This window comes from Mesorhizobium sp. Root552, from assembly GCF_001427285.1.
Classification (GTDB): domain Bacteria; phylum Pseudomonadota; class Alphaproteobacteria; order Rhizobiales; family Rhizobiaceae; genus Mesorhizobium.
Map to the genome: position 1 here is coordinate 283,246 of NZ_LMFV01000061.1, position 24,465 is coordinate 307,710.

A 24,465-nucleotide genomic window follows, 5' to 3' on the forward strand; every position below is an offset into this window, starting at 1 on the left:
ACCGCGATATCTGCGGTTGCACAATTCACCACAACCGATGACGGTTCCATGCTGAAGAACACCCTCCTGACGCTTGTCGCACTTGTCATCGCCATCGGCGGCGGCGCTGCGAGCGTCTGGTACGCGCTTCAGGCGCAGAAGGGCGTCGGAGCCATCACTGTCGGTGCGTGGACGGCCTTCCCGGATATCGGCACGTCAGAGGCGGACCCCTACTCCAAGGCCCGGGTGTCACGTGAGGGCGTACTGGCGCTTGGACGAGCAGAGGGACTTGCCTTTGTCGCTGAACGCGATTCGACTGGCGAGGCGCTCAAGCGGGAGTGCGCCTATACGATCGGCGGGAATTTCCCCATCGCCCGGTTCTGGACACTCTATGCTGCCGACCAATCTCTCGACGTGATTAAAACAGAAAAGCCGCGCCTGGCTGCACTGCAATCCTACCAAATCCTGCGCCGGCCAGATAACACCGCCCTGATTTCGGTCGGGAACCATCCTTTACCCGGCAACTGGCTCTACATCCAAGGAAGCGGCGCGCTCTACTTCGTACTGACATTCTACGATACGCCGATCGCCAGCAGCACGGGCCTGTCGGATATTACTTTGCCCCAGATCGTCAGGACCGGTTGTCATGCGTAAGTTTGTTTACGCCGTGCTTCTGGGGTTGGTAGGCGCCGGCATCGTCCATATCGCCGTGCTTCTCATGGTGCCTGACTTTTCAGAGCGTGATGCCTGGTCGCGGCTGGCGCAGGCGTCGGATTTCTACAAGGTGACGCGGCTCGATGCGGAGGCTGGGGGGCCGCCGGTCGTCAAGTCGGTTGATCCGCTGTTTTTCGCAGCCGCCTGCCGCTTCGACCTCACTGACGGCATGGTGCAGATCAAGTCGCCGGGCACGGTGCCGTTCTGGTCGGTGTCAATCTATGACCGCAGCGGCCACAATATCTACAGTTTCAATGATCACAGCGCCACGAACGGACTGCTGGATGCCGTAGCACTTACTCCTGCCCAGATGCTCGAGGTCCGCAAGCAACTGCCGGAAGATCTTGAAGGATCGGTCTTCGTCGAAACCCCGATCGACGAGGGCATCATCGTTGTTCGAAGCTTTGTCCCCGACGAAAGCTGGAAGCCTACAGTCTCGCGCTTCCTCGACCAGAGTTCCTGCACCCTGAGGGAATTCTAGGTCTGGTCAATCAGTGGCGCGGATCTGGCTTGCTGCGGGGCGTGGGCGACGCAATCGTCACAGGCGCGCAGCCATGTCCGACCACATCACCTCGTTCGTAGCGAACGCCCGGAAAAATCACCACGGCGGCTGCCGTCTCGGTTGAAGTTCTCTTGATTGCCACAGATCGCGGCGTGAAAGACAGGACTATGCCCATGTTCGCGCATTCCTCTCGGTTTCCCCGGAGCACAACGCAACGCCTCCATGGTCGATAAGGCCACCAGAGGGTTAACGGAACGCTAACGGATAGCCGCTAATTTGATCATTGTTCGATCTCGTGGCGTTACCGGCACAGAACCGGAAGCGTCGGGCATCTTTAGTAGCGTAGCGTGTAAGGCGTATTCTTCGTGTCATTCTCCGATTTTCGGCAAATCGCGGCACGGACCGAAACAGGCAGGGCCGAACGGCTGTTTCGCGCCGCCATTTCCGCATTCTGTTCGCTCACGCGGCCTTCACGCCGCGAAATTGCGCAACTCGATGACTTGACGCTCCCGCTTTTTAACGAGGTCTCCGCTGAAGGCCTGCGCTTCGCCGCGGCAGCGTTGTCGGAATGTGAATCTGCGCCGCCGGCACTCATAAAGCGTCTGAGCGAAGCGGAAGTCGGCATCGCCGCTCCGTTGCTGACACGCTCACCCGCACTCAGCGACGTCGATCTCATCTCGTTGATCGGACGTCATGGCTTGCCGCATGCGCGCGCTATCGCGCGCCGCAAGAGCCTTCATCCCGCCATAGCCAGCCTCATCCGGGCATTGGAACGGCAAACCGCGCCGAACAGCGCAGCCCGTGTCCGCACCGCCTCGCCGGCGGAACTACGTGTGGTCGAAGAACAGCCAGCAAAAGTTTCGACACCGGGCAAGGCCGAGGAGGAGACACGCAAACGCCTTCGGGAAATCATGCTCGAACGCGCGCCCGCCGTAGCAGTCCACGCAGAGTTATATGCACGGCTGCGAGATACAGCGCTGAGCGGCAATTCAGCCCTTTTCCAAACCGCCTTGGCCGATGCGCTCGGGATCGATTTCGCGGCTGCTAGGGCAATGGCAACCTCTTCCGACTATTCGTCACTCCTGGTCGGACTGCGCACATTGGATATGCCCGAAGCCGAAGCCTTCCTGATCGCGAGCAGCATTTACCCTCGGCTGACACCACAACAACAATCGATCCGCCTGTTCCTCGACCGCTACCGGCAACTGAACCGTGAGGAAGCCTCAAGGAAAGTCGCGATGTGGTCGAACAGATCGGTCAAGACTGAAGCGAAGCTGTCCAAGAAAACATAGCCGAACAGAAAGCCCGCACCCCGCCTGCCTTGATGGCTCAGCCACGAATTGAGATCAGCTCCTCAAGCGGAACCGAGCCGATTTCGATCTCCACCACCCAGATGTCGGGATCGAAACGTTGTTCGCGCTCAAGGCGTTTTTCCAATGCCTCGGTATCTTCATCCTCACCCACAGGGCTGAAAAAGCGTTCGTCAGGCTTGGCCGAATCGTAACTGGTTTGTGGCGCCGGTCCAAACAGAGAAACCTCTCCAAGCCGACCGCGGCTCAAGACGAAGGTTGCCCCGGCTTCCGTCGCACCGCGTTTGACAATCGCGGCAAAGCCTCCCGAGGAAAAAACACGACGCACCAGGGCTGCGACCCACAAATCAGTGGTTACACGCATTTCGTAGACTCTGTGTCGGTTTTGGAGGCTGCACGCCGGGCTGATAGCAGCTTCGCGCTGGATTGGCGAGGAGGCGCTCAGTCGGTCAAGCCGATCTCGCGCATCTTTGCATAGACTGCGTCATCCGCCTCTCCGGTCACCGGCAGTCTAAAGATCGCCTGAAATTCGCGGATTGCCGCCTTGGTGCGGGCGCCCACTACCCCGTCAAGCTGGATGTCCTCGTTACCGAAGGCCTTCAGTCCAGCCTGGATCTTGATGATGTGTGCATCAGGAGAAGTAGCTGCCGTCGGGGCGGGGATCGAACTCGTCGTGTCGGTGCGCAGGGTGGGCGTAGGCACGGAAGCTGCCACCGGCGCCGTGCCCAACTGATTGAGCAACGCATCGTCGATGGTGCCGGTGGCTTCCAAGCCCACCTTTCTCTGATATGCCGCAACCGCATCGCGGGTAGCGGGGCCGGCCAGGCCGTCAGCGCTTCCGTTGTAGAAACCCAGATGCTTCAGGATATTCTGGACCTGTTCGACAACAGGGTCACCCTTGGGTGCCTCCGGCCGGACAATATTGATCGTGGTTTCAGGCTCTACCTGCTCTACCCTCGGAAAATTCTCGATGCTTCTGGTGGCGAAGAAGGCACCCGAATGCGGGAAGGGCTGATACCACAAGGCGTTCGCCGAGACATAAAACAGCGTAACCAAAAACGCCGTCGAGCCACCCACAAGCACCGGGTTGCGCGATACGGCGTCACCCAAGGCGATGGCTCCCTTCTGGAACACGCTGCTGCGATGTGCGGAAGCTTTACGCCGTTTTGCGGAGCGAGCCACTTGAGCCCCCTTGCTTGTTGGCCGTCGACGTTGCCGTCGGCAACACCACGAGTTTTTCCGCCTCGCCCTTCGGTCCATCGACCGGGACGCTTATGGAAACCGTCGTTCCCTCACCCGGCATGCTTTCAATCGACATTGTGCCTTCATGCAAGGTCACCAGTCCCTTCACCAGCGAAAGACCAAGTCCGGTTCCTTCGAAACGGCGGGTATAGTCGTTCTGCACCTGCACAAAAGGCTGTCCAAGGCTGGCGAGGTCGTCCTCGGCGATACCTATCCCGGTATCTCGCACCCAGAAATGAAGGCGCGAACCCACCCGCTGAGCGCCGATCATCACTTCACCGCCTTCCGGAGTGAACTTGATGGCATTGGAGGCCAGATTGATCAGTATCTGTTGCACGGCACGGCGGTCTGCGTTGATCTCGCCGGCGTCCACAGCAATGCGGGTATCGAGCCGGACACCCTTCGAATCGGCCTGCAACTGCATCATCGAGCGTGTCATCTCGACGGCGTCGGCAAAGCGGAAAGGCTCCATCTGGGTCCAGTAAGCGCCGGCCTCGATGCGGGAAACATCGAGGATCGAGGTCACGACATCGAGCAGGTGCTGGCCTGAATCGCGAACGAGTCCAACATATTCCTTCTGGCGCGGGTCCCTGAACGGTCCGAACATCTCGTGCAGAAGCATGTCCGAGAAGCCGATGATGGCGTTGAGAGGGGTTCGCAATTCATGGCTGACGGCAGCCAGGAAACGGCTCTTGGTTACGTCGGCGCTTGAAGCGGACTCGTTTGCCCGAGCAAGGGCCTTCTGCAGGTCCTCGACCTTACTGTTGTTGCGCAACAGTGCGATGAAGCTGTGGCTGTTTTCGCCCACCGCCATCAATTCCATGGAAAATGGGCAATAGTTGTCAGCCAGCGAACCCGAATTTTCCTGGGGCAAGCGAATGCGCACATCCACAATGCTCAAACCGGCGCCGTCGCGCATGTCGGCCAAGGCATTCAGGTAAGCGATCCGATCGGCCAGATGAATGCGATCGAAAAGGCCGGTGCCAAGCAAGAGATCCGGCGCGAGGTTCATCATGGACCGCGATTGATCGCTCGCATCGATAACGTCGCCTTGCGGGGTCATCCGAAATACGACGCCGGCGATCGCAGATTCGAGCTCCCTTTGGGCTGGAATGTCCTGTCCCACCCCTTCTTCGCTGTGGAACCCTGCAAGGCGCGGAACCAAGGTAGCAAACCATGCCAAAGGAAACAGCCACTGCCATGCGGCAGGCTCAGCCAACGGCAAGACAAGGCCGCCGGGCAACAACTGCAACAGGATTGCACCGAACGCCGCAAGCGAGCCGTCGATCGCGGACTGCCGCGACTTCATTGTCCAGAAAGCCTCGACCGGAAGCGCTATGGCAAGAATTGCCATCGGCGACGCCAGACCTCCGGCAGAAGTCAAAAGCACCGCCAACCCCAATGCAGATACTGCCAGGGCCACGCCGCCAACAATGTTCATGCGTCCAGTTGCGGAGACCAATAGTGCGGTAAGCCAGTACAGGCCGAAGACGGCAAATATGACAGCCAGCGTAACCGACGCGCCTACGCTCGCGGTTATCAAAGTCACGGCAGCGCCCGCAGCTAAAAACGGGATGCATAGCATCGTGCCGATGAAACGGCACTGGCTTCGGCGTGCGTGGCGCTCAGCCACAGACCCATGCACAAGACGCTCGCAACCGGCGGCCATTGCGTCAGCTAGTCCAACGTATCTGGTCGCAATCGAACTCAACTCTACGCCCTGTGCTGACCTGCCTGGCAAGTCGATTATGGTTGAGCCCGAAAGTCGCATTCAGCCTTTAAGGAATGGATAAAAGTAGCCGGCAGCGGATGAATTTCGGTTCCGAAGTTGATGTTGGCGGCGTCTCCCACACAGCAATTTCGTCTATGGTAAATGATCGGTTAGGGCGCGCAGCGGCGTTTCGGCATGGAGAAACTTCGTCGTTTCTTTCGAAGATGAAGCTGAAAATACGAACAGGATCAGCGCGTTGACCTGAAAACAGGCGATTGCCGCATGGAAGCGCATTTGTATTGGATGCGCATATGGACGCCATCTTCACGTCTTTCATTAAAATTTGAACTAAATTGTTCTCTTGAGCGCAAGCCGCCCTTGGTTCACCAGTAGGCATAGTACGCTTGAAAAAGGATGCAAAAGCGCGACCGGCGCAATCCGACTGTGAGAGAACGTCGATATGGGTTTCCTGATCAGACTTGCGTTTTGGTTTTCGCTTGTTCTTCTGGCCCTGCCATTCGATGTCGGCCCGGACGAGCAAGGCCGGGAAAGCGTCAATCCGATTCAGGCATTGATAGCCGCCCGGGAAGCCGTCGGTGACATTGCCGGCATCTGCGAGCGCAAGCCCGACGTCTGCGAAACCGGAGCGTCGGCAGTACACACCATTTCCGAACGTGCGAAGCAGACCGCCCGGATCGCTGCGACCCTCATTGAAGACACCCCGGCCGGACAGGCCGAACCTGCCACCACCGGCAGCATATCGAGCGCCGCCAAGGTGGACGGGGCCAGCAACTAGGACCTGTCGAACGTCCTCGAGCTTGCTCTTTTTCCGTGACGAGGCTGCGCGGCAAGACTATATGCTGCGGCATGGGCACCACGATTCAAGCCATTCTCGATGACTTTTCCTTCCTTGATGAATGGGAGGAGCGCTATCGCTACGTGATCGAGTTGGGCGAGGCCCTACCTGAATTCCCCGACAGCGACAGAACTGCGGCAAACAAGGTGCAAGGCTGTGTCAGCCAGGTGTGGCTGACAACCGAATATGGAGCGGGCGCAGACCCCGTCATCACATTCCGTGGCGATTCCGACGCGCATATCGTGCGCGGCCTTGTCGCCATCATGCTCGCGCTGTTCTCCGGCCAGAAGGCGAGCGATATCCTCAAGATCGACGCCGAGGCGACGCTGAAGGTACTGGGGTTGGACGAACACCTGTCGTCGCAGCGCGCGAACGGCCTGCGCGCGATGGTCAAACGCATCCTTCGCGACGCCGAGGCGGCACGTCAAACCGCCTGACTTGCAAGGCCGTTGCCTCGGCATGCCTCATTGGCCGGATATGCTGGGACGATAGTCCTCCGAGCCCCAATGCAGCACTTTTCGTGGTGAACGGCTGTCCGTCCTATGCTCGGGAAAATAGTGGCGTGCCAACACACCCAGGGCGGTCTTAAGGACCACCTTGGCCGATCGCACCGGCCACCCTCGCTCCATCTCAACCTGCTCCAGCCCTTTCAGGAAGCAACAGACATCGAGCAGCACGCCGGACAATTCCGGGCCAACGGTATAGATCGCGCCCTCGACCCGGAGCCTTGCGCCCAGCGCGGCATCCGTGAGTTCAGCAACCCCGCCGCCCGCACGCCGTCCCGACGCGACGCTCGCAATCCAGTTCGCGCCCATCCTTGGCATGAGCTGGCCGCGCGTATAGTCCGAACGAAGCCGCTCCCCCGCCTCGAATTCCCTCGTGGACAAGAAAGCCTTACCCGCCTTTGTCTTCATCCTCATCAACTGGGCAAGCGGCGACTCGGACAGGTTCGCCAACACGTTGCGAAACCCATTCTCCGTTTCTATCGCCACTGTGCCGATCTCCACTTCGGGCGAAGCAGTTGCACGCTTCCTGGCGCCTAGCTGCCGCGCAAGCTCGGTGCCCTCTCGCGAAAGGGAAATGCAATCTGATGACCTGAGCAGCAAACCTCGCGCCACCAGCCTGTCGAGAGTTTCTTCATCCAGAGAAATCGCGCCGCGATCCACCGCTTCGACCAACATTTTCCCACCGCTTGAGGCGATGCATGTCGACGCCGGACCTTTTGAAAGGAAGCGTAACACCCGAGCGCCAATTTGTGCCAGTTCATCCATGTCAAAGCCCCAATCTGGTGCGGAACGCAGCGGACGCCACGCGTTCGAACATTGAGACCACGCGATCGAACTCCGGATCGTCCCGGAGATCCTCGACGATCTGGCAAGCATGGACGACAGTGGTCCGGTCGCGCCCGAACCCCCGGCCGACATCGCCCATCGTCAATCTCAGCACGACATGAGCCACATACATGGCGATCTGGCGGACCCGCGAAACCGGCAGCGTCGACCGCCCTGCCCCTCGCAATTCCTTGCTCGGCAATGAAAAAAGCGCCGAGGCCATGTCGATCAGACATTCGCAAACATCCATGGCAACTTCGTCACGAAGCTTCGGAACCGGCTGGAAACCACTGCCGACCGGATTGGCATCGATAGTCAGGCACAATGGGTCGTCAGTGAGAGAGGCGGTATTGGCATGCACGGAACTTTCCTCCAGAAATAGGAATATGTTCCGCATATTATACTTGACGTACCCAAATCATAGGATTATAAACCGGACATAAGGAGTTATCGTTATGTCCGTTCTGTCAGACCACCATTTTCACGATGAAGCCGCTGCCTACAAATTCGTAGAAGCGCGCATCTGGCCGAACGGTCCCGTTTGCCCGCATTGCGGAGGCGTAGAGCGCATTTCCAAGATGGAAGGCAAAAGCACCCGGATTGGCACCTACAAGTGCTACCAGTGCCGCAAGCCCTTTACCGTCAAGATCGGCACCATCTTTGAGGCCAGCCATGTGCCTATGCACCACTGGTTGCAGGCAATTTTCCTCATGGCTTCGTCAAAGAAGGGCATTTCGAGCAATCAGCTTCACCGCACCCTCGGCTGCACTCTCAAAACCGCATGGTTCATGTCGCACCGTATTCGCGAAGCGATGCGCGATGGCAAGCTTGGCCCGCTTGGCGGCAACGGCAAGATCGTGGAAGCCGATGAAACCTATTTCGGCCAGCGCGCCGACAAGCGCACTACCCGCACCACTGGCGAAAAGTTCATCAAAAAAGGTCGCAGCGGCCCGTCTAACAAGCGCGCTGTTGTTAGCTTAATCGAACGTGGCGGCTCAGTTCGCAGCTTCCACGTCGCATCGGCAACCCAAGAGAACGTGGCCGCGCTGGTTTCCATCAATATCGACCGCGAAAGCGTGTTGATGACCGACGAAAGCCGCCTCTATCCGACTGTCGGCGCGACCTTCGACGCGCACCACACTGTCAAGCACTCGGCTGGCGAATATGTGCGCGGCAGCGTTCACACCAACACCATCGAGAGCTATTTTTCGATCTTCAAACGCGGGATGCGCGGCACCTACCAGCACTGCGCCGAGAAGCATTTGCACCGCTATCTCGCGGAGTTTGATTTTCGGCACAATCGCCGTGTAGCGTTGGGTGTGAATGACGTGGCCCGCGCCGACCGCATCCTGATCAATGTCGTCGGCAAGCGGCTGACCTATGAAACGACTAGTGCAAGGTGAGAGCCCTTATGGCATCTGGCGACCGTCCCGATACAGGCCGAAAGCCAAGCGGGAAAAAGGCAAAAAAACTTAGCCAGAAAGAGCAATCCGAGCGGTTCAAGGAGACTGCTCGGAAGCTTGAGATTGACGAATCTGGTAACGAGTTTGAGGCGGTGGTGCGCCGCATTCTGCCCAAAAAAACCTAGAACCCGATATTGTCCCAAATCAGATTGTCCGGGCGGATTCGCACCTTTATCCGAACGTCAGCGTAGGACATGTCGGCACCGTCCGGCGCATCCAACAGGTTCGCAGTCTCCACCGCGACGTGATTTAGGTATCTGTCGTTTTCAAGAAGGCAGAAGAAAGGATCTTCATGGCTATCTGGGGTTAGCTCCGCATAGCCATCATTCGATCTCGGCACTTCCAAGGCATCAATGATGGTCTTGATCCGATTGTCGATATCGCCGGACCAGACGCTAGACGACGCGTTGTCCAGTCTCTGAAGCAAGATATCGATACCGGTGACTAGTTGGAGCCGACCGGTCACAAGCGGCACAAAGCGCCAGGGTGGCAACTGAAATTCCTTGGCCAGCAGGTCAACTTGATACGGTTTCTGGGTGTTGGCCGAGTCTTGCAAGAACGGGGTAACGGACCATTGCTGCTTTAATTGGCGATGGAAGCCTTTCCGCATAGCGTGTTTCAACTGCCAATGCGCCGCTTTGATGTTTGAGCCTTCCTTAGGGTCGCGCTGGGTCGCGCGCAAAGGACCCCGATAATTCAGGTAAAACTCCACGTAATCACCCACACTTGGATCGTTGTGCTCATCGTAGAGCAGTACCTTCCGATTCGGAACATTCAGCACGGTATCACCTCTTTGGTGGGTACGTAAAGTATAATATGCTGAATATGTTCCTTATACCGATCCTTCCTCCGGGTATGAACAAACAAAGAACCCAAAGCCAAGGCCGTTCAGCCTAACCAATTGATAAATCTATCTTTTCAAATTTTTTACCGTGAACAGATCCGAAATTTTCTCCACTGGTCGCGACACCATCCCAATAGTTCGGGCTTCAATTCATCGGAGACCGCACGGATGGGCAGGCTTGAGCAGGACGCAAACATCTTCGTAAACCAGAAACTGGCGGATGCGGCTGAAGCCGCGCAAAGAGTGGCCCTTCGCTTGCTGGGCGGCATCGACTTATCGGCGGCGCTGGCAACAGGACCGGAGGAAAAGGCCAAGCTGATCAAGCGAATTGAACGTCTGATCAACCGCGAACGGATCAAGGCTTTGAGGAGGCACTGGAGCTATGACTTGAACCGTCATATCGCGCTGAAGCAGGCCCTGGACAGCATTTGCAAGGCAGCAGGTGAGAACCCAACCGCTGCCGGGTGTACGCTGGCCAAATCCAGCCGCTAGAAAGGAAAACGGCGCCAATGGCGCCGCTCAGACATTCAAGGAACCGGAAAACGAGCCAAGCCTACAACTGCGCGACAGTAAAAGCTGGAGCCTGTGTTCCATGCAGCCGCTCCAAATCCGTATCGCCCAAAATCGCCTAGCGACCCTTGCGCTTGCGTCCGAGGCCCATCTTCTTGGCCAGTTGCGACCTTGCCGCAGCGTAGTTCGGCGCGACCATCGGATAGGTCGCATCAAGGCCCCACTTTTCGCGATACTGGTCAGGGGTGAGACTGTAGTGGGTCATCAGGTGGCGCTTCAGGGACTTGAACTTCTTCCCATCCTCAAGACAAACTATGTATTCGTCGTGGACCGATCGTTTCGGATTCACGGCAGGCTTTTGCTTGTCGACAGGCAGCGGCTCTGAGGTTCCACCGACGCGTCCGAGCGCGGCATGAATATCGGCAATCAGGTTCGGCAGCTCGCCGACAGGAACCGGATTGTTACTGACATAAGCCGCCACCACATCGGCAGTAAGCTCAATCAGCATATCGCTGTTTCTGTTAGGGGCTTCTGCAATGTCCATGATCTTTGGATCCCAACGAGAGACTTGGATGGCTATGCCCTTCACTTGTATTGAAGGCATTTTATACGAATTCACACACCACGAATCTCGCACGATTCGTCATGCCAAATCTTAATGGGCCTACACCTGTTCCAAGTCAATTCGCCCGATGGGCTACTTTCGTTGTTATTCAGAAGTTATCGATCTTAACTTCAATTAATAATACACAACCACAACTTACGCAAACTCCCATCTGCCCGCTCCGGTACATGTCTTTACGAAATATTTACGTTACGAACTGAATTGAACGATACAAATGCAGTCAAAACCTCACGATTTCCGGCTTCGGCACAAGCCTTGCTTGCCACCTTTACTAAGTGGTCGTCGCCCTTGAACCGGACGCCTGAACGTGGTCATTCGACGGACGCAATCAACATGGCAGCCTCGATGACAAAGACCGCTTTCCGCACCGCCACCCCACCCCGCGCCGAGCAACACCCCGTTTCCGACACTCGGCACGGGTTTTCACGCACAGACGAATTTTCATGGATGCGGGCGGACAACTGGCAGGAAGTGTTTCGGGATCCGGCGTTGCTCGACACGGACATCCGCGTCCACCTGGAGGCGGAGAACGCCTATCAGGAAAAACTGATGGCCGACACGGCCGGACTGCAAAAGGTGCTGTTCGGGGAGATGAAGGGGCGCATCAAGGAAGACGACTCATCCGTGCCCATGAAAGACGGGCCTTATGCCTATGGTTCGTCTTTCAAGCTGGGCGGCGAGCAACCGCGTTATTTCCGCCGGCCCCGGGAGGGTGGCGACGAACAAATCCTTCTGGACGGCGATACCGAGGCCGAGGGAAAGGCGTATTTCCGCTTGGGCGGGATCGATCATTCCTCGGATCACAAGCGCCTGCTATGGGCTTTCGACGACCGTGGTTCGGAGTTCTTCTCGCTCTGCGTGCGTGATTTGACCAGTGACGCCGACCTGCCCGACCAAATCGCCGATACCGGCGGTTCCGGTGTCTGGGCGGCTGACAACAATGGCTTTTTCTACACTCGGCTCGACGCCAACCACCGCCCATCCAAGGTCTTGTTTCACAAGATCGGAGACAACCCTGCAAACGACCGCCTTGTCTATGAAGAGGCGGACCCCGGCTTTTTCATGGATGTCGGCGGCACGCGCTCCAACGAATGGATCCTTATCGGCATCAACGACCACGAAACCTCGGAATACCGCATATTGAAGGCCACCGACCCGCTTGCCGAACCCAGGCTGGTTTCGCCGCGGGAGACCGGCCTGCAATACGACCTGGAAGAAGGCGGCGACGTCTTCTTCATCCTGACCAATGAAGGCGGCGCGAAAGACTTCAAGATCATGACCGCGCCCGCCGGCGACCCAGTCCGCGCCAACTGGAAAGAGCTCGTACCCCACCAGCCCGGGCGGCTGATCCTGTCGGTCATCGGTTTCAAGAACTATCTTGTTCGCCTCGAGCGGCTGGAAGGCCTGCCGCGCATCGTCATCCGCGACCGTGCAAGCGGACACGAGCACATGATTTCATTCGAGGAAGAAGCGTTCTCGCTCGGCCTGTCAGGTTCCTATGAATACGACACCGACGTCATGCGCTTTTCCTACTCGTCAATGACTACAGCGGCGCAAGTGTTTGACTACAATATGAAAACGCGTGAACGCGAACTGCTGAAAACGCAGGAAGTTCCCTCCGGGCATGACGCGTCGCACTATGTAACGCGGCGGCTGATGGCTCCGGCGCCCGATGGCGAAAGCGTTCCCGTTTCCTTGCTTTACCATCGCGACACCGTGCTGGATGGATCGGCGCCCTGCCTGCTCTATGGCTATGGCTCCTACGGCATCACCATTCCGGCTGCCTTCAACACAAATTGCCTGTCGTTGGTCGATCGCGGCTTCGTCTACGCCATTGCCCATGTCCGCGGCGGCAAGGACAAGGGATACGCCTGGTACGACGAAGGCAAGCGGGCACAAAAGGAAAACACCTTCAAGGACTTCATCGCCGTCGCCCGCCATCTCGTTGCCGAAAGCTACACATCCCACGATCGCATCGTGGCCCAGGGGGGATCGGCTGGCGGCATGCTGATGGGTGCGGTTGCCAACATGGCGCCAGACGCCTTTGGCGGTATCATCGCCGAAGTCCCCTTCGTCGACGTGCTCACAACCATGCTCGACGAAACTTTGCCCCTGACGCCGCCGGAATGGCCCGAATGGGGCAATCCGATAACATCGGTAGAGGACTATCGAACCATTGCCGCCTATTCGCCCTACGACAATGTCGGGGCTCACAACTATCCGCCGATCCTAGCAGTCGCCGGTCTCACCGACCCCCGCGTAACCTATTGGGAACCGGCCAAATGGGTTGCCAGGCTACGGGAGCGCAAGAGCGGCGACAATCCGGTGCTGTTCAAGATCAATATGGAATCCGGCCACGCCGGCGCATCCGGGCGGTTTTCGCGGCTTGAAGAAATTGCCTTCAGCTATGCCTTTGCGCTCAAGGTAACAGGCAAAAGCGACACAACACCGCTCGCTTGATGAAAGGCTCGCGCCGGTGCGAACCGGCGCGCCGACCTCTGTCAGTTTGTCGCCTGCTTGCGTGGCGGGTACCCGTTCGGATGCGGTGGTATTGCCTTGAGATATGCGGAAATGGCAGCGCGATCTTCCGGCGTCAGTTTCGCCATGTTTTTCTGGACTTCCACCATGGCGCCGCCGACCGAATCGAAATCCGGGGTAAAGCCGGTTTCGAGATAATTGGTGATATCCCCCTCTGACCATTCGCCAATTCCACCCTCTCCGGAGGTGATATTGGGAACGATACCCTCCCCTTCAGCGGCAGGCGCACCGGCCAGCCATCGGGTCTTGTCACTGCCGCCGGCAAAATTGCGTGGCGTGTGGCACTCTCCACAATGGCCCGGGCCCTCGACCAGATAGCGGCCGGCAATCACGGCTTCCGGCGTAGCTTCCACGAAGGTCACAACCGGTTCGTTGCTGAGGTAGAGCCGTTTCCATAGCCCGATGCCGCGGCGGATATTGAATGGGAAAGCCAGCGAATGCCCGCCGGTCTTGCCGCCTACGGCGGGCAAGGTCTGCATGAATGCGTAAAGATCGGCGATGTCCGCCGGCTTCATGCGGGCATAAGACGCATATGGAAAGGCCGGATAGAGATGCTCGCCGGAAGGCGAAACGCCTTTCAGCATGGCATGGGCGAAATCCTCCAGCGACCATGCGCCGATGCCATCGTTGCTGTCCTGCGAGATATTAGGCGCTATGAAGATGCCGAATGGAGTCTTGAGGGCCAACCCGCCTGTCAACTCCAGTCTTCCTTCATCCTTGGAACCCGGCTTGGCATGGCAGGAAGCACACCCTCCGGCATTGAAGATGCGCTCGCCCTTTGCCGCGTCACCGGATCCCGCGGCGGCTATCACTTGCGGGTCTATTTTGGTCGGTGCCGACAGCATCCAGCCGGCCACCACCCCGACACCGGCTAGCGTCAGGATTGCACCGGCAAGCTTTTTGAGCCGCGGCATCTGCAGCCGTCAGCCCTTCTTGATCCTGAATGTCTGGTGGCAGGTGCTGCAATTCGACCCAATCACGCCGACCTGCGCCTTGAGCGCATCGACGTCTGCGGGAGCAGCCGCTGCGGCAGCTTTCACGTCGGCCAGGTACTTGTCTTCAGTGGCTTTGAATCCGGCCATATCCTCCCAGATCTTGGGGCTGGCCGTAGTGTCGCCGTCAGTGCTGCCGGCAGGAAAAAGCGCATCGGCATCGAACTTCTCGGCATTCACCTGCAGCGCTTTGAGAGCCGTATCCACCTGGGCTGCGTCAAAGGCCTGTTCGCCCTTGGCCACCTTGGCCAATTCGCCGACGATCTTGCCCCGCTCCTTCATGATCTGCTGGCGGTCAAGAACGGGGTCGGCAGATGCAGCTGACACTGCGAAGGTAAGTATTGAGATGGCGAATATGAGCTTTCTCATTCCGTAGGCTCTCCTTGTTGAGACACAAAAGGTGACCGGCGTACAACGCGCAAGCTGGCTTAAAAATTTCGGAATTTCGCCTCACGGTTACGTGATAGTCACGCCAGAAACAAAAAAGCCCCGGTCAAACCGGGGCTTTTTGCTAGGCCGATCAGGCTTTCGCTTTTTCATACAGCTCCAGGACGTGGTCCCAGTTGATCAGGCTGTCGACAAATGCCTCGAGGTATTTCGGGCGGGCGTTGCGGTAGTCGATGTAGTAGGAGTGTTCCCACACGTCGACGCCCAGGATCGGCGATGCGCCATGAACCAGCGGATTCTCGCCGTTCGGGGTCTTGGAGATTTCGAGCTTGCCGTTCTTGACCGAAAGCCAGGCCCAGCCGGAACCGAACTGGGTCGTGCCTGCAGCGATGAAATCGGCCTTGAACTTGTCATAGCCGCCGAGGTCGGAATCAACCGCCTTCTGCAGTGCGCCCGGCAGCTTGTTGCCGCCGCCACCCTTCTTCATCCACTTCCAGAAATGGATGTGGTTGTAGTGCTGGGCAGCGTTGTTGAAGAGACCGGCGTTCTTGCCGAAGGACTGCTTGACGACTTCCTCCACCGACAGATCGCCCATGCCCGCTTCGGCGGCCAGCTTGTTGCCGTTGTCGACATAGGCCTTGTGGTGCTTGTCGTGGTGATATTCGAGCGTCTCCTTGGACATATAGGGCTGCAATGCCTCATAGTCGTACGGCAAAGCGGGAAGTTCGAAAGCCATCGGTCTACTCCTCAATGAAAATTCGGCTTTTTCTGCTGAACTAAGATAGGTCTGGATCACTCCGGAGCAACACCGAAGCGACGCAACGACGCTCTTTTATGACCTCACGGCGCGGAAGTCGAATGCGCCCATTCCCAATAAAGCTCCCGTGCCTTTTTGGCCACAGGGCCGGGCTGGAGATGCCGGTCCTCGATACGCGTGACCGGCACCACCTTGGAGTGGTTTCCGGTCGAGAATATCTCGTCTGCCTCGAGGAATTCGCGCACGGAAAGCGTCTTTTCGGTGACCTGGAGACCACTATCGGAAAGCAATGCCGCCGTGCGGGCGCGCGTGATCCCGGAAAGGAACGTGCCATTGGCCGCTGGCGTGAAGACATGGCCCTGCTTGACCAGGAATATGTTGGACGACGCCGTCTCCGCCACATTGCCCAACATGTCCAGAACAAGTGCGTTGTCGAAGCCGCGCATCTTGGCTTCCAGGATCGCTCGTCCGTTGTTGGGATAGAGGCATCCGGCCTTGGCGTTGGTCGGCATGGTCTCGATCGTCGGGCGACGGAATGGCGAAACAGTTATCGAGAAGCCGCTCGGCGGCAACATCGGCGCTTCGTAAAGGCACAGGCAAAAGCGAGTCGAAGCGGGGTCCGCCGCCACCGCCATATACCCGCCATGCTCGGCCCAATACATCGGCCTGATGTAGACGGCTGTCTTGCCGTCGAACTTTTTGAGACCGTCCCAGGTCAATCCGACAATCTGTTCCGGCGTCATTGTCGGCTTCAGGCCCAAGGCTATGGCCGAGGCGTTCACCCGGCGAGCGTGAAGATCGAGATCCGGGGCAACGCTCTCGAACCAGCGCGCGCCATCGAACACACTCGAGCCAAGCCACATGGCGTGGCTGCGTGGTCCTACAAGCGGCACATTACCCTCGTGCCAATCACCTTCCACATAGGTCCATGTCGTCGTTTGCGCAGCGGTTGAGATTGCCATTGTCGTGATCCGTATTCCATCGATCAGCTGAACTTCGCCTCTATTGGACAAGGGTTGAAAGCCGTTCGTCAATCATCATGGCGCGGATTTGTTGGTGCCAGAGGCAGAACAGGCGGCAATACGTGCTTGCACAAGGTGGTATCAGGCTCCACAACAGCAGCATGCATCACGCCGCCTATGTATTCGACGCCTACGGCACCCTGTTCGACGTGCACGCCGCCGTGCGCCGCCACGCCAGCGACATCGGCCCCAAAGGCCAACTACTTTCCGAGATATGGCGCGCCAAGCAGCTTGAATATTCGTGGGTCCGTTCCTTGATGGGCGCCTATGCGGATTTCTGGCAATTGACGGAACAGGCGCTCGATTTCGCCTTGCGCAAGGTGCCCAGTGCCGATGCTTCGCTCAGGCAAAAGCTGCTGGATGCCTATTGGAACCTCGATTGCTATCCGGAAGTGCCCGGCGTGCTGCGCGCCCTGAAAGCGTCGGGGGCCAAGCTCGCCGTCCTGTCCAACGGCTCACCGGAAATGCTCAACGCCGCGGTCAAATCCGCCGCGCTCGACCAAATTCTCGATGACGTTTTCTCGGTCGACGAGGTCAAGCGTTTCAAGACCGATCCCAACGTCTACGACATCGTGACAACCGCGTGGCGCCTCTATCCCGCAGCGGTGTCCTTCCAATCCTCAAACCGTTGGGACGTGGCGGGTGCAACCAAAGCCGGTTTTCGCACGGTCTGGATAAATCGCGCCGATCAGCCGGACGAATACCAGGATTTCTCTCCCACTCTCATCTTGCCGTCCCTCGAAGGCCTGCTGACCTACGGCTAGGGTCGGGACGTTCGCATCACCCTGCCGGAAACACGTTGCCAAATTGCAACAGTGACGGCAGCGCCACATGATTGCCTTTGTTTGTCCACCCTGAGGCCAGATTCAAGGCTACCTATCGCGCCCTGTCGGGAGGGCCGATTTGGGAGGGAACGTGCTTTCGGGTGCGCCGTTTAGTCAGTTGGATCGCGAAAATCAGGGCAACGCCATGGCAATCATATCTTCTCCCACCGCGCTGAACAGGCGCGGCTTTCTCAATCTCGCCGCCATGGGCGCCGCGGCGACCGCCGTTTCCGCGTGCACCACCACCAGCCAGATGCCCCCGCCTCCCGTCGAGCAACCGGTGGAGCCGGAGCTCGGCGGCTACGAGATGATGTACGGCCCTGTCATCGACGAAGGCTACGAGGTTCCGGCCGTACCGATCCGCAAGATGGACCCGCAATTCCTGCGCCAGATCGTTGCCGACCCGACGGGTCAGAGGCCCGGAACCATCGTCGTCGATACCTCGGCGCACTTCCTTTATCTGGTGCGCGAAGGCGGCCAGGCGATCCGCTACGGCGTCGGGCTTGGCCGCGCCGGTTTCGAATGGTCCGGCAGCGCCGTGGCGCAGTGGAAGCGCAAGTGGCCAACCTGGACGCCGCCCGATGAAATGATCGGCCGTCAGCCGGAATTGGAAAAATACAGCGTCCGCAATGGCGGTATGCAGCCGGGACTCACCAACCCGCTTGGCGCACGTGCACTCTACATCTTCCAGAACGGCGAAGACACGCTTTACCGGCTGCACGGTTCGCCGGAATGGAGTTCAATCGGAAAATCCGTCTCGTCAGGCTGCGTCCGGCTGATGAACCAAGACATTATCGACCTCTACGACCGGGTCCCCAACAGAACGCCCATCCTGGTCACGTCAGGTCTCGGCGCACCGATCGCCACAAACTCCTACCAATCGAGAACGCCTATCGATGCAGGCGTACCCGAAGGATCGGTGCTGCTCGGCCGCGTCCGCGGCATGTGGTTCTAGAGAAAAGTTGGTCGATGTCGGGGTGCGGCAAACACCCCGGCTGCGATCTACCGACCGCGCGACAGGCTTCCCAGGATGCCGCGGACAATCGCGCGACCGACAGACGACCCCACCGACCTGACTACGGACTTGATTGCAGCCTCGGCTACGGTCTGACGATTCGACGCTCTTGGCGCCGGCGCGCGGCGTCCCGTGCCGCGCTCTGTCGAAGTGCCGCTGTCGCTGCCGCCAAAGTCCGGCAGGGTCCAGCGTGAACCACCTGTTTGCGTAGACTGCTCTTGGGCCGCCTGCGCGTCCTTTGCCTTCTTTTGCAGAATCTCGAATGCCGATTCGCGATCAACCGTCTCATCGTACTGACCGGCGACCGGGCTTTCGGCGATAAGCTTGCGCCTCTCGTCCGGCGTGATCGGGCCGAGGCGCGAGGCCGGCGGGCGGATCAGCGTCCGCTGCACCATCGAGGGCACGCCCTTTGCCTCGAGCGTCGACACAAGTGCTTCGCCCGTACCCAGTTGGGTGATTGCCGTGGCGCAGTCGAAATCAGGATTGGGCCGGAAAGTATCTGCGGCAGTCCTGACGGCCTTTTGTTCGCGCGGTGTGTAGGCGCGCAGAGCGTGCTGGACGCGATTGCCAAGCTGCGCCAGAACGGTTTCCGGCACGTCCAGCGGATTTTGCGTGACAAAATAAACGCCGACGCCTTTCGAACGGATCAGGCGCACGACCTGCTCAACACGGTCGACCAGCGCTTTCGGCGCATCGTCGAACAGCAGGTGCGCCTCATCGAAGAAGAAGACCAGCTTGGGCTTGTCCGGGTCGCCCACCTCGGGCAACACCTCGAACAGCTCCGACATCAGCCAAAGCAGGAATGTCGCATAGAGCCTCGGATTCATCATCAGCTTGTCGGCGGCCAGCACGTTGATCGCGCCGCGACCGTCGCGAGTTGTGCGCATAAGGTCCGCAATGCGCAAAGCCGGCTCGCCAAAGAAGTGGTTGCCGCCCTGCTGTTCCAGCACCAGAAGCGAGCGTTGGATGGCTCCTACCGACGGCTTGGTCACATTGCCGTAACGTGCTCCGATCTCCTCGGCTCGCTCTGCAAGGTTGGCAAGCAATGCCTGCAAATCTTTCATGTCGAGCAGAAGCAGGCCTTCTTCGTCGGCGATGCGGAAGGCGATGTTCATCACACCTTCCTGTGCTTCGGTGAGGTTCATCAGGCGCGACAGTAGAAGCGGCCCCATTTCCGAAACGGTGGCGCGGATCGGATGGCCCTGCTCGCCGAACAAGTCCCAGAAGATCACCGGGAATTCCTGGAACTCATAAGGCTCCAACTTGATCTGCTCTGCCCGCTTGGCCAGAAAATCCTTGGCTTCGCCCATCATCGCGATGCCGGACAGGTCGCCTTTCACATCGGCGCAAAACACCGGCACGCCGGCATTGGAAAAGCCTTCCGCCATGATTTGCAGGCTCACCGTCTTGCCGGTACCGGTAGCACCGGTCACGAGCCCGTGGCGGTTGCCATATTGCAGCAGCAGGCTCTCCGCCTTCTGGTAGCTGTCATCCGGCTTGCGGCTGGCTCCCAGGAAGATGCTTTCGTTGTCGGCCATTATGCAAATCTCCGCAAACCCGATGTGTCCAACTTCGCGAACCGCACCATTTGTGCAGGTATAGTGAGCCATTAGCGAAAATCAAAGGCGCAACTTTGCTGGCGCCTCAGCCATCTGTTGCATTGCGGGATGGATACAGGAACCTTAGAGTGAGCCGATCCAGGCTGATGCGGCCGGCAATCAAGTACAGCGGAGGGCGCCGGAGCCTTGAGCGAGAAAACACAAAATCACGATGGGCAGGAGAAGCGTTGGCTAGCGCTCGCCGAAAAGGCGCTTACCGGAGCTTCGTTCGAGGAAACGCTGGTTTCCCACACCGATGACGGCCTGCGCATCGAACCGCTCTACGCGCGCCGTCCGGATACCCAAGCCAGTGTTCGCGCCCGCCCCTCCCGGCCATGGACGATTTGCCAACGCGTGGACGATCCCGATGTCGAAAGAGCCAAGGCACAAATTGCCGAGGACATCGCCCAAGGCGCGACCGGATTGGCGCTGGTGTTCGAAGGCGCGCCGAACGCTTTCGGCTATGGTTTGCCGAGCAGCGTCGAAACCCTTGAGCGCTTGCTCGAAGGCGTTTCCCTCAATGACGTCCAGGTGCGCATCGACGTTCATCCGGCCAGCCGCGCAATGGCCGATTGGCTCGTTGCCCTCGTCTCGCGCACCAAGGTGGACCCTGCCAAGCTGAACCTGTCGTTTGGCGTCGATCCCGCCGCAACCTTTGCCGGAACCGGCCGGCTGCGCATGTCGCTCGAGGCGCTGAAAGCCTCGATGCCGCAATCGCTGGCGCATTTCTTCGCGATGGATGTGCCCGGCGTCCTGCTCGAAGCTGATGGCAGGGTGGTGCACAATGCCGGAGCGACCGAAGCGCAAGAACTGGGTGTCATGCTGGCGTCCGCCGTCTCGCATCTGAAGCTCTTTGAAGAAGCCCGGCAAGCGCTTGTCTATGCCGCGCCGCATATCGGCTTCGCGCTTAGCGTGGACCAGAACCAGTTCGTCTCGATGGCCAAGATCAGGGCTTTGCGACGGCTGTGGGCGCGTATCCAGGAGGCCTGCGCAATTCCGGCGTCCCCCACCATCGTGCACGCAGAAACCTCCATGCGGATGATCAGCCGGCTGGATACCGAAACGAACATCCTGCGCAACACCATCGCCTGCTTCGCAGCGGCTGCGGGAGGCGCCGACACGATCTCGGTCCTGCCGCACACCATCGCCCACGGTCTGCCGGAAGGTTTTGCCCGCCGCATCGCGCGAAACACCCAACTGGTCATGATGCGCGAAAGCCACATCGATCACGTCAATGATCCGGCAAGAGGGTCGGGCGGCGTCGAAGCACTGACCGAAAATCTTTGCGAGGCCGCATGGGCCGAATTCCAGCGCATTGAATCCGAGGGCGGCGTTCTCGCCAGCCTCAAGGCCGGCCACATACAGGCTCGCGTGAAGGCCGCTGCCGCCGAACGGGCAAAATCGTACAAATCCGGCGACCGCAAGATTGTCGGTACCACGCTTTATCCGGCCAAGACGGAACGGCCCGTGCAAATGCTCACCGCAGCGCAACGGCCCGGCCCCACCGACGGTGTCGTTTTTTGCGATCCGCTCGTTCCTGTTCGTATCGATCAAGAGATCGAGGCATAAAAAGCATGATCCCCGATTTCAGCAATATTGCATGGGCGCCTGCGCATCGCCGTACAATCAAGGTGGACGGCAAGTGGGTCACCCCCGAGGGCATCGCGCTCAAGCGCCTTTACAGCGAAGACGACCTCGCGGGCCTCGACAATCTCGATACTTTTCCCGGCCTCGCGCCTTATCTGCGCGGCCCCTACCCTACAATGTACGTCCAGAAGCCATGGACGATCCGCCAGTACGCAGGCTTTTCGACGGCAGAAGAATCGAACGCCTTTTATCGGCGCAATCTCGCTGCCGGACAAAAGGGCCTGTCCATCGCCTTCGACCTCGCCACCCATCGCGGCTACGACAGCGACCACCCGCGCGTTGCCGGCGATGTCGGCATGGCAGGGGTGGCAATCGATTCCATTCTCGACATGCGCCAGCTTTTCGACGGCATCCCGCTCGATGAGATGACCGTTTCGATGACCATGAACGGTGCGGTCCTGCCGATCCTCGCGCTGTTCATCGTGGCTGCCGAGGAACAGGGCGTCGCTCAAAAGGACCTCGCCGGCACCATCCAGAACGACATCCTCAAGGAGTTCATGGTCCGCAACACTTACATCTATCCGCCGAAACCCTCGATGCGGATCGTGTCGGACATTTTCTCCTATACGTCACGGCATATGCCGAAGTTCAACTCGATCTCGATCTCCGGCTACCACATGCAGGAAGCCGGCGCCTCGGCTGATCTCGAACTTGCCTACACCATCGCCGACGGCATCGAATATGCGCGCGCCGGCGTCGCGGCCGGCCTCGACATCGACAAATTCGCGCCGCGCCTGTCGTTCTTCTGGGCCATCGGCATGAATTTCTTCATGGAAGTGGCCAAGATGCGCGCCGCCCGGCTGATCTGGTCGGAGCTGATGCAGAAGAACTTTGCGCCAAAGGACGCACGCTCGCTCTCCTTGCGTACCCATTGCCAGACATCGGGCTGGTCGCTCACGGCGCAGGACCCTTACAACAATATCATCCGCACGATGATCGAGGCGATGGCGGCGACGCAGGGCCACACACAATCGCTGCACACCAATTCTTTCGACGAGGCGCTGGCGCTTCCCACCGACCACTCGGCGCGCATTGCCCGCAACACCCAGATCATCCTGCAAAAGGAGTCCGGCACCACCGCCGTCATCGATCCCTGGGGCGGGTCTGCCTATGTCGAGCGTCTCACCCGCGATCTGGCGGCGCTTGCCATGAAGCATATCGAGGAAGTCGAGAAACTCGGCGGCATGGCGGCTGCGGTTGAAAAAGGCATTCCAAAACTGCGCATCGAAGAATCCGCGGCACGCACGCAGGCGCGCATCGATTCCGGCGAGCAGATGCTGGTCGGGGTCAATGCCTTCCGGCCCAAGAAGGACATCGAAGTCGATGTGCTGAAGATCGACAACGCCGAGGTTCGCGCCCGGCAACTGTCCAAGCTCCAGCAATTGAAGGGAACGCGCGACGTCAACGCGGTCGAAAGCGCGCTGGATGCGCTTACCAAGGTTGCCCAGGGCGACCAAAACCTGCTCGAGTTCGCCATCAAGGCCGCGCGCGCCAAGGCAACAGTTGGCGAAATCTCATTGGCGATCGAAAAAGCCTTCGGTCGCCATGTCGCCTCCGTGCAGATGATTTCCGGCGTCTATCGCAAGGAACTGGGCAGCACCCCCGCCGTCGAAAAGCTGCAGGACAAGATTGCCGACTTCGAGAGGAAGTTCGGCTGCAAGCCGCGAATTCTCGTCGCCAAGATGGGCCAGGACGGCCACGACCGCGGTCAGAAGGTAATCGGCACCGCCTTCGCTGACCTCGGCTTCGATGTGACCATCGGGTCCATGTTCCAGACACCGGAGGAAATCGCCAAGCTCGCCATCGACAATGATGTACACATCATCGGCGCTTCGTCGCTTGCCGCCGGGCATCTCACGTTGATCCCGGAATTGAAAGCGACGCTCAAGAAATCTGGCCGCGAAGACATCATGATTGTGGCAGGCGGCGTCATTCCACCGCAGGATTTCGACGCCGTGCGTGCCGCAGGCGCCTCCGACATCTTCCCGCCGGGGACAGTCATTCCCGAAGCCGCAGGCCGCCTCATGGACCGGCTGTTGGCTTGACAGGATTGGATTCGGGTTGGTTTCGGCTGCCAGTCGTCACCCCAGCCCGACGATTTCCCATTCCTTGCCGTTGACGGTGGCGACATCGCCAACCTTCTTGCCGAACAGCGCGCGCGCCATCGGCGACACATGCGAAATGGAGCCGCTCGCGGGATCGGCCTCATCCTCGCCTACGATGTTCCAGTTGACCGAGCCGCCATCCTCGCCTTCCAGCGAGACAGTCATGCCGAAACGAACGACATCGCTGTCCGGTTCGGGCTTCGACAATTCGGCGTTCTCACGCCGCGCGTTCCAGTAGCGCAGGTCTCGCGAGAGAAGCGCCATGCGCTCGCGGTCGGACTCGGTTTCGGCCTTGGCCAGTTCCTCACGCAAGCGAAGCAATTCAGCCTCGATCGAAGCGAGGCCTTTTTCCGTCACCAGATTGCGATGCGGGCTTACCGGCCGCTCACCGATGCCCGCAATGGCATTCTCGCTGTCTTCTTCGCGTGTGAAAGCTCTGCTCATCAAACCAACTTAGGCATCGCACCACCGCTGCACAAGCCATGCAGGGCGA

26 protein-coding genes are annotated in these 24,465 nt (G+C 59.0%); 13 read left to right on the top strand and 13 right to left on the bottom strand.

Going from position 1 to position 24,465, the window contains the following annotated elements; translation table 11 throughout:
* Positions 1-48: 48 nt before the first annotated feature.
* From ASD50_RS20565 to ASD50_RS20575, 3 genes are all read left to right on the top strand, one after another.
* Positions 49-633 carry a DUF1214 domain-containing protein gene (locus ASD50_RS20565; protein ID WP_056245831.1) on the top strand — a complete coding sequence of 195 codons (585 nt, stop codon included), beginning with the start codon at positions 49-51 and terminating at the stop codon, positions 631-633.
* Positions 626-1,174 carry a DUF1254 domain-containing protein gene (locus tag ASD50_RS20570; protein ID WP_056245614.1) on the top strand — a complete coding sequence of 183 codons (549 nt, stop codon included), beginning with the start codon at positions 626-628 and terminating at the stop codon, positions 1,172-1,174. The genes ASD50_RS20565 and ASD50_RS20570 overlap by 8 nt, the downstream gene beginning before the upstream one ends.
* Before the next feature lie 386 nt (positions 1,175-1,560).
* The gene (locus ASD50_RS20575) at positions 1,561-2,487 is read left to right on the top strand and encodes a DUF2336 domain-containing protein (protein ID WP_056245617.1); all 927 of its coding nucleotides are present in this window, start codon (positions 1,561-1,563) and stop codon (positions 2,485-2,487) included.
* 37 nt (positions 2,488-2,524) lie between these two features.
* On the opposite strand, the gene ASD50_RS20580 is transcribed toward ASD50_RS20575, so the two are convergent.
* The 3 genes from ASD50_RS20580 to ASD50_RS20590 form a co-directional block, all read right to left on the bottom strand.
* Entirely contained in the window at positions 2,525-2,869 is a 345-nt protein-coding gene (locus ASD50_RS20580; RefSeq protein WP_056245619.1) for a DUF1491 family protein, read from the bottom strand.
* A 77-nt stretch (positions 2,870-2,946) separates the two neighbouring features.
* Positions 2,947-3,687: a peptidoglycan-binding protein gene (locus tag ASD50_RS20585; protein ID WP_056245623.1), complete on the bottom strand. Its 741-nt coding sequence runs from the start codon at positions 3,685-3,687 to the stop codon at positions 2,947-2,949.
* On the bottom strand, positions 3,662-5,416 hold the full coding sequence (locus ASD50_RS20590; protein ID WP_056245626.1) for a sensor histidine kinase: 1,755 nt from the start codon (positions 5,414-5,416) through the stop codon (positions 3,662-3,664). The genes ASD50_RS20585 and ASD50_RS20590 overlap by 26 nt, the downstream gene beginning before the upstream one ends.
* Positions 5,417-5,918: 502 nt before the next feature.
* Between ASD50_RS20590 and ASD50_RS20595 the strand changes: the two genes are divergently transcribed.
* Positions 5,919-6,254, top strand: coding sequence for a DUF5330 domain-containing protein (locus ASD50_RS20595; RefSeq protein ID WP_056245629.1), 336 nt, complete (start codon positions 5,919-5,921; stop codon positions 6,252-6,254).
* 71 nt (positions 6,255-6,325) lie between these two features.
* The gene (locus ASD50_RS20600; RefSeq protein ID WP_056245632.1) at positions 6,326-6,751 is read left to right on the top strand and encodes a SufE family protein; all 426 of its coding nucleotides are present in this window, start codon (positions 6,326-6,328) and stop codon (positions 6,749-6,751) included.
* Between the two features lie 27 nt (positions 6,752-6,778).
* On the opposite strand, the gene ASD50_RS20605 is transcribed toward ASD50_RS20600, so the two are convergent.
* Together ASD50_RS20605 and ASD50_RS20610 are read right to left on the bottom strand one after the other, a co-directional pair.
* Positions 6,779-7,585, bottom strand: coding sequence for a DUF6456 domain-containing protein (locus ASD50_RS20605; RefSeq protein ID WP_056245636.1), 807 nt, complete (start codon positions 7,583-7,585; stop codon positions 6,779-6,781).
* Between the two features lies 1 nt (position 7,586).
* The gene (locus ASD50_RS20610; protein ID WP_244484594.1) at positions 7,587-8,006 is read right to left on the bottom strand and encodes a helix-turn-helix domain-containing protein; all 420 of its coding nucleotides are present in this window, start codon (positions 8,004-8,006) and stop codon (positions 7,587-7,589) included.
* Positions 8,007-8,100: 94 nt separating this feature from the next.
* Here ASD50_RS20610 and ASD50_RS20615 point away from each other — a divergent pair, with 94 nt between their 5' ends.
* Together ASD50_RS20615 and ASD50_RS23325 are read left to right on the top strand one after the other, a co-directional pair.
* Positions 8,101-9,048 carry an IS1595 family transposase gene (locus ASD50_RS20615; protein ID WP_056245638.1) on the top strand — a complete coding sequence of 316 codons (948 nt, stop codon included), beginning with the start codon at positions 8,101-8,103 and terminating at the stop codon, positions 9,046-9,048.
* 8 nt (positions 9,049-9,056) lie between these two features.
* Positions 9,057-9,233, top strand: coding sequence for a hypothetical protein (locus ASD50_RS23325; protein WP_156465198.1), 177 nt, complete (start codon positions 9,057-9,059; stop codon positions 9,231-9,233).
* On the opposite strand, the gene ASD50_RS20620 is transcribed toward ASD50_RS23325, so the two are convergent.
* On the bottom strand, positions 9,230-9,889 hold the full coding sequence (locus tag ASD50_RS20620; protein ID WP_056245640.1) for a hypothetical protein: 660 nt from the start codon (positions 9,887-9,889) through the stop codon (positions 9,230-9,232). The two genes, ASD50_RS23325 and ASD50_RS20620, sit on opposite strands and share 4 nt — an antisense overlap.
* Positions 9,890-10,120: 231 nt before the next feature.
* Here ASD50_RS20620 and ASD50_RS20625 point away from each other — a divergent pair, with 231 nt between their 5' ends.
* Entirely contained in the window at positions 10,121-10,444 is a 324-nt protein-coding gene (locus ASD50_RS20625) for a cytoplasmic protein (protein ID WP_244484595.1), read from the top strand.
* 136 nt (positions 10,445-10,580) lie between these two features.
* Here the strand turns inward: ASD50_RS20625 and ASD50_RS20630 are convergent, their stop codons facing one another.
* Positions 10,581-11,006, bottom strand: a complete 426-nt coding sequence (locus ASD50_RS20630; protein ID WP_056245841.1) for a MucR family transcriptional regulator — start codon at positions 11,004-11,006, stop codon at positions 10,581-10,583.
* A 426-nt stretch (positions 11,007-11,432) separates the two neighbouring features.
* Here ASD50_RS20630 and ASD50_RS20635 point away from each other — a divergent pair, with 426 nt between their 5' ends.
* Complete coding sequence (locus ASD50_RS20635) at positions 11,433-13,547, top strand: S9 family peptidase (protein ID WP_056245848.1); 2,115 nt, start codon at positions 11,433-11,435, stop codon at positions 13,545-13,547.
* A gap of 41 nt (positions 13,548-13,588) precedes the next feature.
* On the opposite strand, the gene ASD50_RS20640 is transcribed toward ASD50_RS20635, so the two are convergent.
* The 4 genes from ASD50_RS20640 to ASD50_RS20655 form a co-directional block, all read right to left on the bottom strand.
* Complete coding sequence (locus ASD50_RS20640; RefSeq protein WP_056245642.1) at positions 13,589-14,539, bottom strand: cytochrome c; 951 nt, start codon at positions 14,537-14,539, stop codon at positions 13,589-13,591.
* A 9-nt stretch (positions 14,540-14,548) separates the two neighbouring features.
* A complete protein-coding gene (locus tag ASD50_RS20645) occupies positions 14,549-14,986 on the bottom strand; it encodes a c-type cytochrome (protein WP_056245645.1) in 438 nt (145 codons plus the stop codon).
* 151 nt (positions 14,987-15,137) lie between these two features.
* Positions 15,138-15,740: a superoxide dismutase gene (locus ASD50_RS20650; RefSeq protein ID WP_056245648.1), complete on the bottom strand. Its 603-nt coding sequence runs from the start codon at positions 15,738-15,740 to the stop codon at positions 15,138-15,140.
* A gap of 104 nt (positions 15,741-15,844) precedes the next feature.
* Positions 15,845-16,723 carry a branched-chain amino acid aminotransferase gene (locus ASD50_RS20655; RefSeq protein WP_056245851.1) on the bottom strand — a complete coding sequence of 293 codons (879 nt, stop codon included), beginning with the start codon at positions 16,721-16,723 and terminating at the stop codon, positions 15,845-15,847.
* A gap of 161 nt (positions 16,724-16,884) precedes the next feature.
* Here ASD50_RS20655 and ASD50_RS20660 point away from each other — a divergent pair, with 161 nt between their 5' ends.
* Both ASD50_RS20660 and ASD50_RS20665 read left to right on the top strand, forming a co-directional pair.
* Entirely contained in the window at positions 16,885-17,547 is a 663-nt protein-coding gene (locus ASD50_RS20660) for a haloacid dehalogenase type II (RefSeq protein WP_056245651.1), read from the top strand.
* Positions 17,548-17,752: 205 nt separating this feature from the next.
* On the top strand, positions 17,753-18,562 hold the full coding sequence (locus tag ASD50_RS20665; RefSeq protein WP_056245853.1) for a L,D-transpeptidase: 810 nt from the start codon (positions 17,753-17,755) through the stop codon (positions 18,560-18,562).
* Positions 18,563-18,609: 47 nt separating this feature from the next.
* Here ASD50_RS20665 and ASD50_RS20670 read toward each other — a convergent pair whose 3' ends face one another.
* Entirely contained in the window at positions 18,610-20,160 is a 1,551-nt protein-coding gene (locus ASD50_RS20670; protein ID WP_056245653.1) for a helicase HerA-like C-terminal domain-containing protein, read from the bottom strand.
* Positions 20,161-20,367: 207 nt separating this feature from the next.
* Here ASD50_RS20670 and ASD50_RS20675 point away from each other — a divergent pair, with 207 nt between their 5' ends.
* Both ASD50_RS20675 and scpA read left to right on the top strand, forming a co-directional pair.
* A complete protein-coding gene (locus tag ASD50_RS20675; RefSeq protein WP_056245657.1) occupies positions 20,368-21,789 on the top strand; it encodes a methylmalonyl-CoA mutase subunit beta in 1,422 nt (473 codons plus the stop codon).
* 5 nt (positions 21,790-21,794) lie between these two features.
* Positions 21,795-23,912 (top strand): methylmalonyl-CoA mutase, encoded by a 2,118-nt coding sequence (scpA, locus tag ASD50_RS20680; RefSeq protein WP_056245660.1) that lies wholly within the window; start codon positions 21,795-21,797, stop codon positions 23,910-23,912.
* Positions 23,913-23,948: 36 nt separating this feature from the next.
* On the opposite strand, the gene greA is transcribed toward scpA, so the two are convergent.
* Positions 23,949-24,416, bottom strand: coding sequence for a transcription elongation factor GreA (gene greA / locus ASD50_RS20685; protein WP_056245663.1), 468 nt, complete (start codon positions 24,414-24,416; stop codon positions 23,949-23,951).
* Between the last annotated feature and the right edge of the window lie 49 nt (positions 24,417-24,465).

Excerpts from the sequence above, each read along its gene's own strand:
- ASD50_RS20565 (WP_056245831.1), top strand. The coding sequence starts at position 49 with ATGCTGAAGAACACCCTCCTGACGCTTGTCGCACTTGTCATCGCCATC.
- ASD50_RS20570 (WP_056245614.1), top strand. The coding sequence starts at position 626 with ATGCGTAAGTTTGTTTACGCCGTGCTTCTGGGGTTGGTAGGCGCCGGC.
- ASD50_RS20580 (WP_056245619.1), bottom strand. The coding sequence starts at position 2,869 with ATGCGTGTAACCACTGATTTGTGGGTCGCAGCCCTGGTGCGTCGTGTT.
- ASD50_RS20590 (WP_056245626.1), bottom strand. The coding sequence starts at position 5,416 with ATGGCCGCCGGTTGCGAGCGTCTTGTGCATGGGTCTGTGGCTGAGCGC.
- ASD50_RS20595 (WP_056245629.1), top strand. The coding sequence starts at position 5,919 with ATGGGTTTCCTGATCAGACTTGCGTTTTGGTTTTCGCTTGTTCTTCTG.
- ASD50_RS20600 (WP_056245632.1), top strand. The coding sequence starts at position 6,326 with ATGGGCACCACGATTCAAGCCATTCTCGATGACTTTTCCTTCCTTGAT.
- ASD50_RS20605 (WP_056245636.1), bottom strand. The coding sequence starts at position 7,585 with ATGGATGAACTGGCACAAATTGGCGCTCGGGTGTTACGCTTCCTTTCA.
- ASD50_RS20615 (WP_056245638.1), top strand. The coding sequence starts at position 8,101 with ATGTCCGTTCTGTCAGACCACCATTTTCACGATGAAGCCGCTGCCTAC.
- ASD50_RS23325 (WP_156465198.1), top strand. The coding sequence starts at position 9,057 with ATGGCATCTGGCGACCGTCCCGATACAGGCCGAAAGCCAAGCGGGAAA.
- ASD50_RS20625 (WP_244484595.1), top strand. The coding sequence starts at position 10,121 with ATGGGCAGGCTTGAGCAGGACGCAAACATCTTCGTAAACCAGAAACTG.
- ASD50_RS20630 (WP_056245841.1), bottom strand. The coding sequence starts at position 11,006 with ATGGACATTGCAGAAGCCCCTAACAGAAACAGCGATATGCTGATTGAG.
- ASD50_RS20635 (WP_056245848.1), top strand. The coding sequence starts at position 11,433 with ATGACAAAGACCGCTTTCCGCACCGCCACCCCACCCCGCGCCGAGCAA.
- ASD50_RS20640 (WP_056245642.1), bottom strand. The coding sequence starts at position 14,539 with ATGCCGCGGCTCAAAAAGCTTGCCGGTGCAATCCTGACGCTAGCCGGT.
- ASD50_RS20645 (WP_056245645.1), bottom strand. The coding sequence starts at position 14,986 with ATGAGAAAGCTCATATTCGCCATCTCAATACTTACCTTCGCAGTGTCA.
- ASD50_RS20650 (WP_056245648.1), bottom strand. The coding sequence starts at position 15,740 with ATGGCTTTCGAACTTCCCGCTTTGCCGTACGACTATGAGGCATTGCAG.
- ASD50_RS20655 (WP_056245851.1), bottom strand. The coding sequence starts at position 16,723 with ATGGCAATCTCAACCGCTGCGCAAACGACGACATGGACCTATGTGGAA.
- ASD50_RS20660 (WP_056245651.1), top strand. The coding sequence starts at position 16,885 with ATGCATCACGCCGCCTATGTATTCGACGCCTACGGCACCCTGTTCGAC.
- ASD50_RS20665 (WP_056245853.1), top strand. The coding sequence starts at position 17,753 with ATGGCAATCATATCTTCTCCCACCGCGCTGAACAGGCGCGGCTTTCTC.
- ASD50_RS20670 (WP_056245653.1), bottom strand. The coding sequence starts at position 20,160 with ATGGCCGACAACGAAAGCATCTTCCTGGGAGCCAGCCGCAAGCCGGAT.
- scpA (WP_056245660.1), top strand. The coding sequence starts at position 21,795 with ATGATCCCCGATTTCAGCAATATTGCATGGGCGCCTGCGCATCGCCGT.
- greA (WP_056245663.1), bottom strand. The coding sequence starts at position 24,416 with ATGAGCAGAGCTTTCACACGCGAAGAAGACAGCGAGAATGCCATTGCG.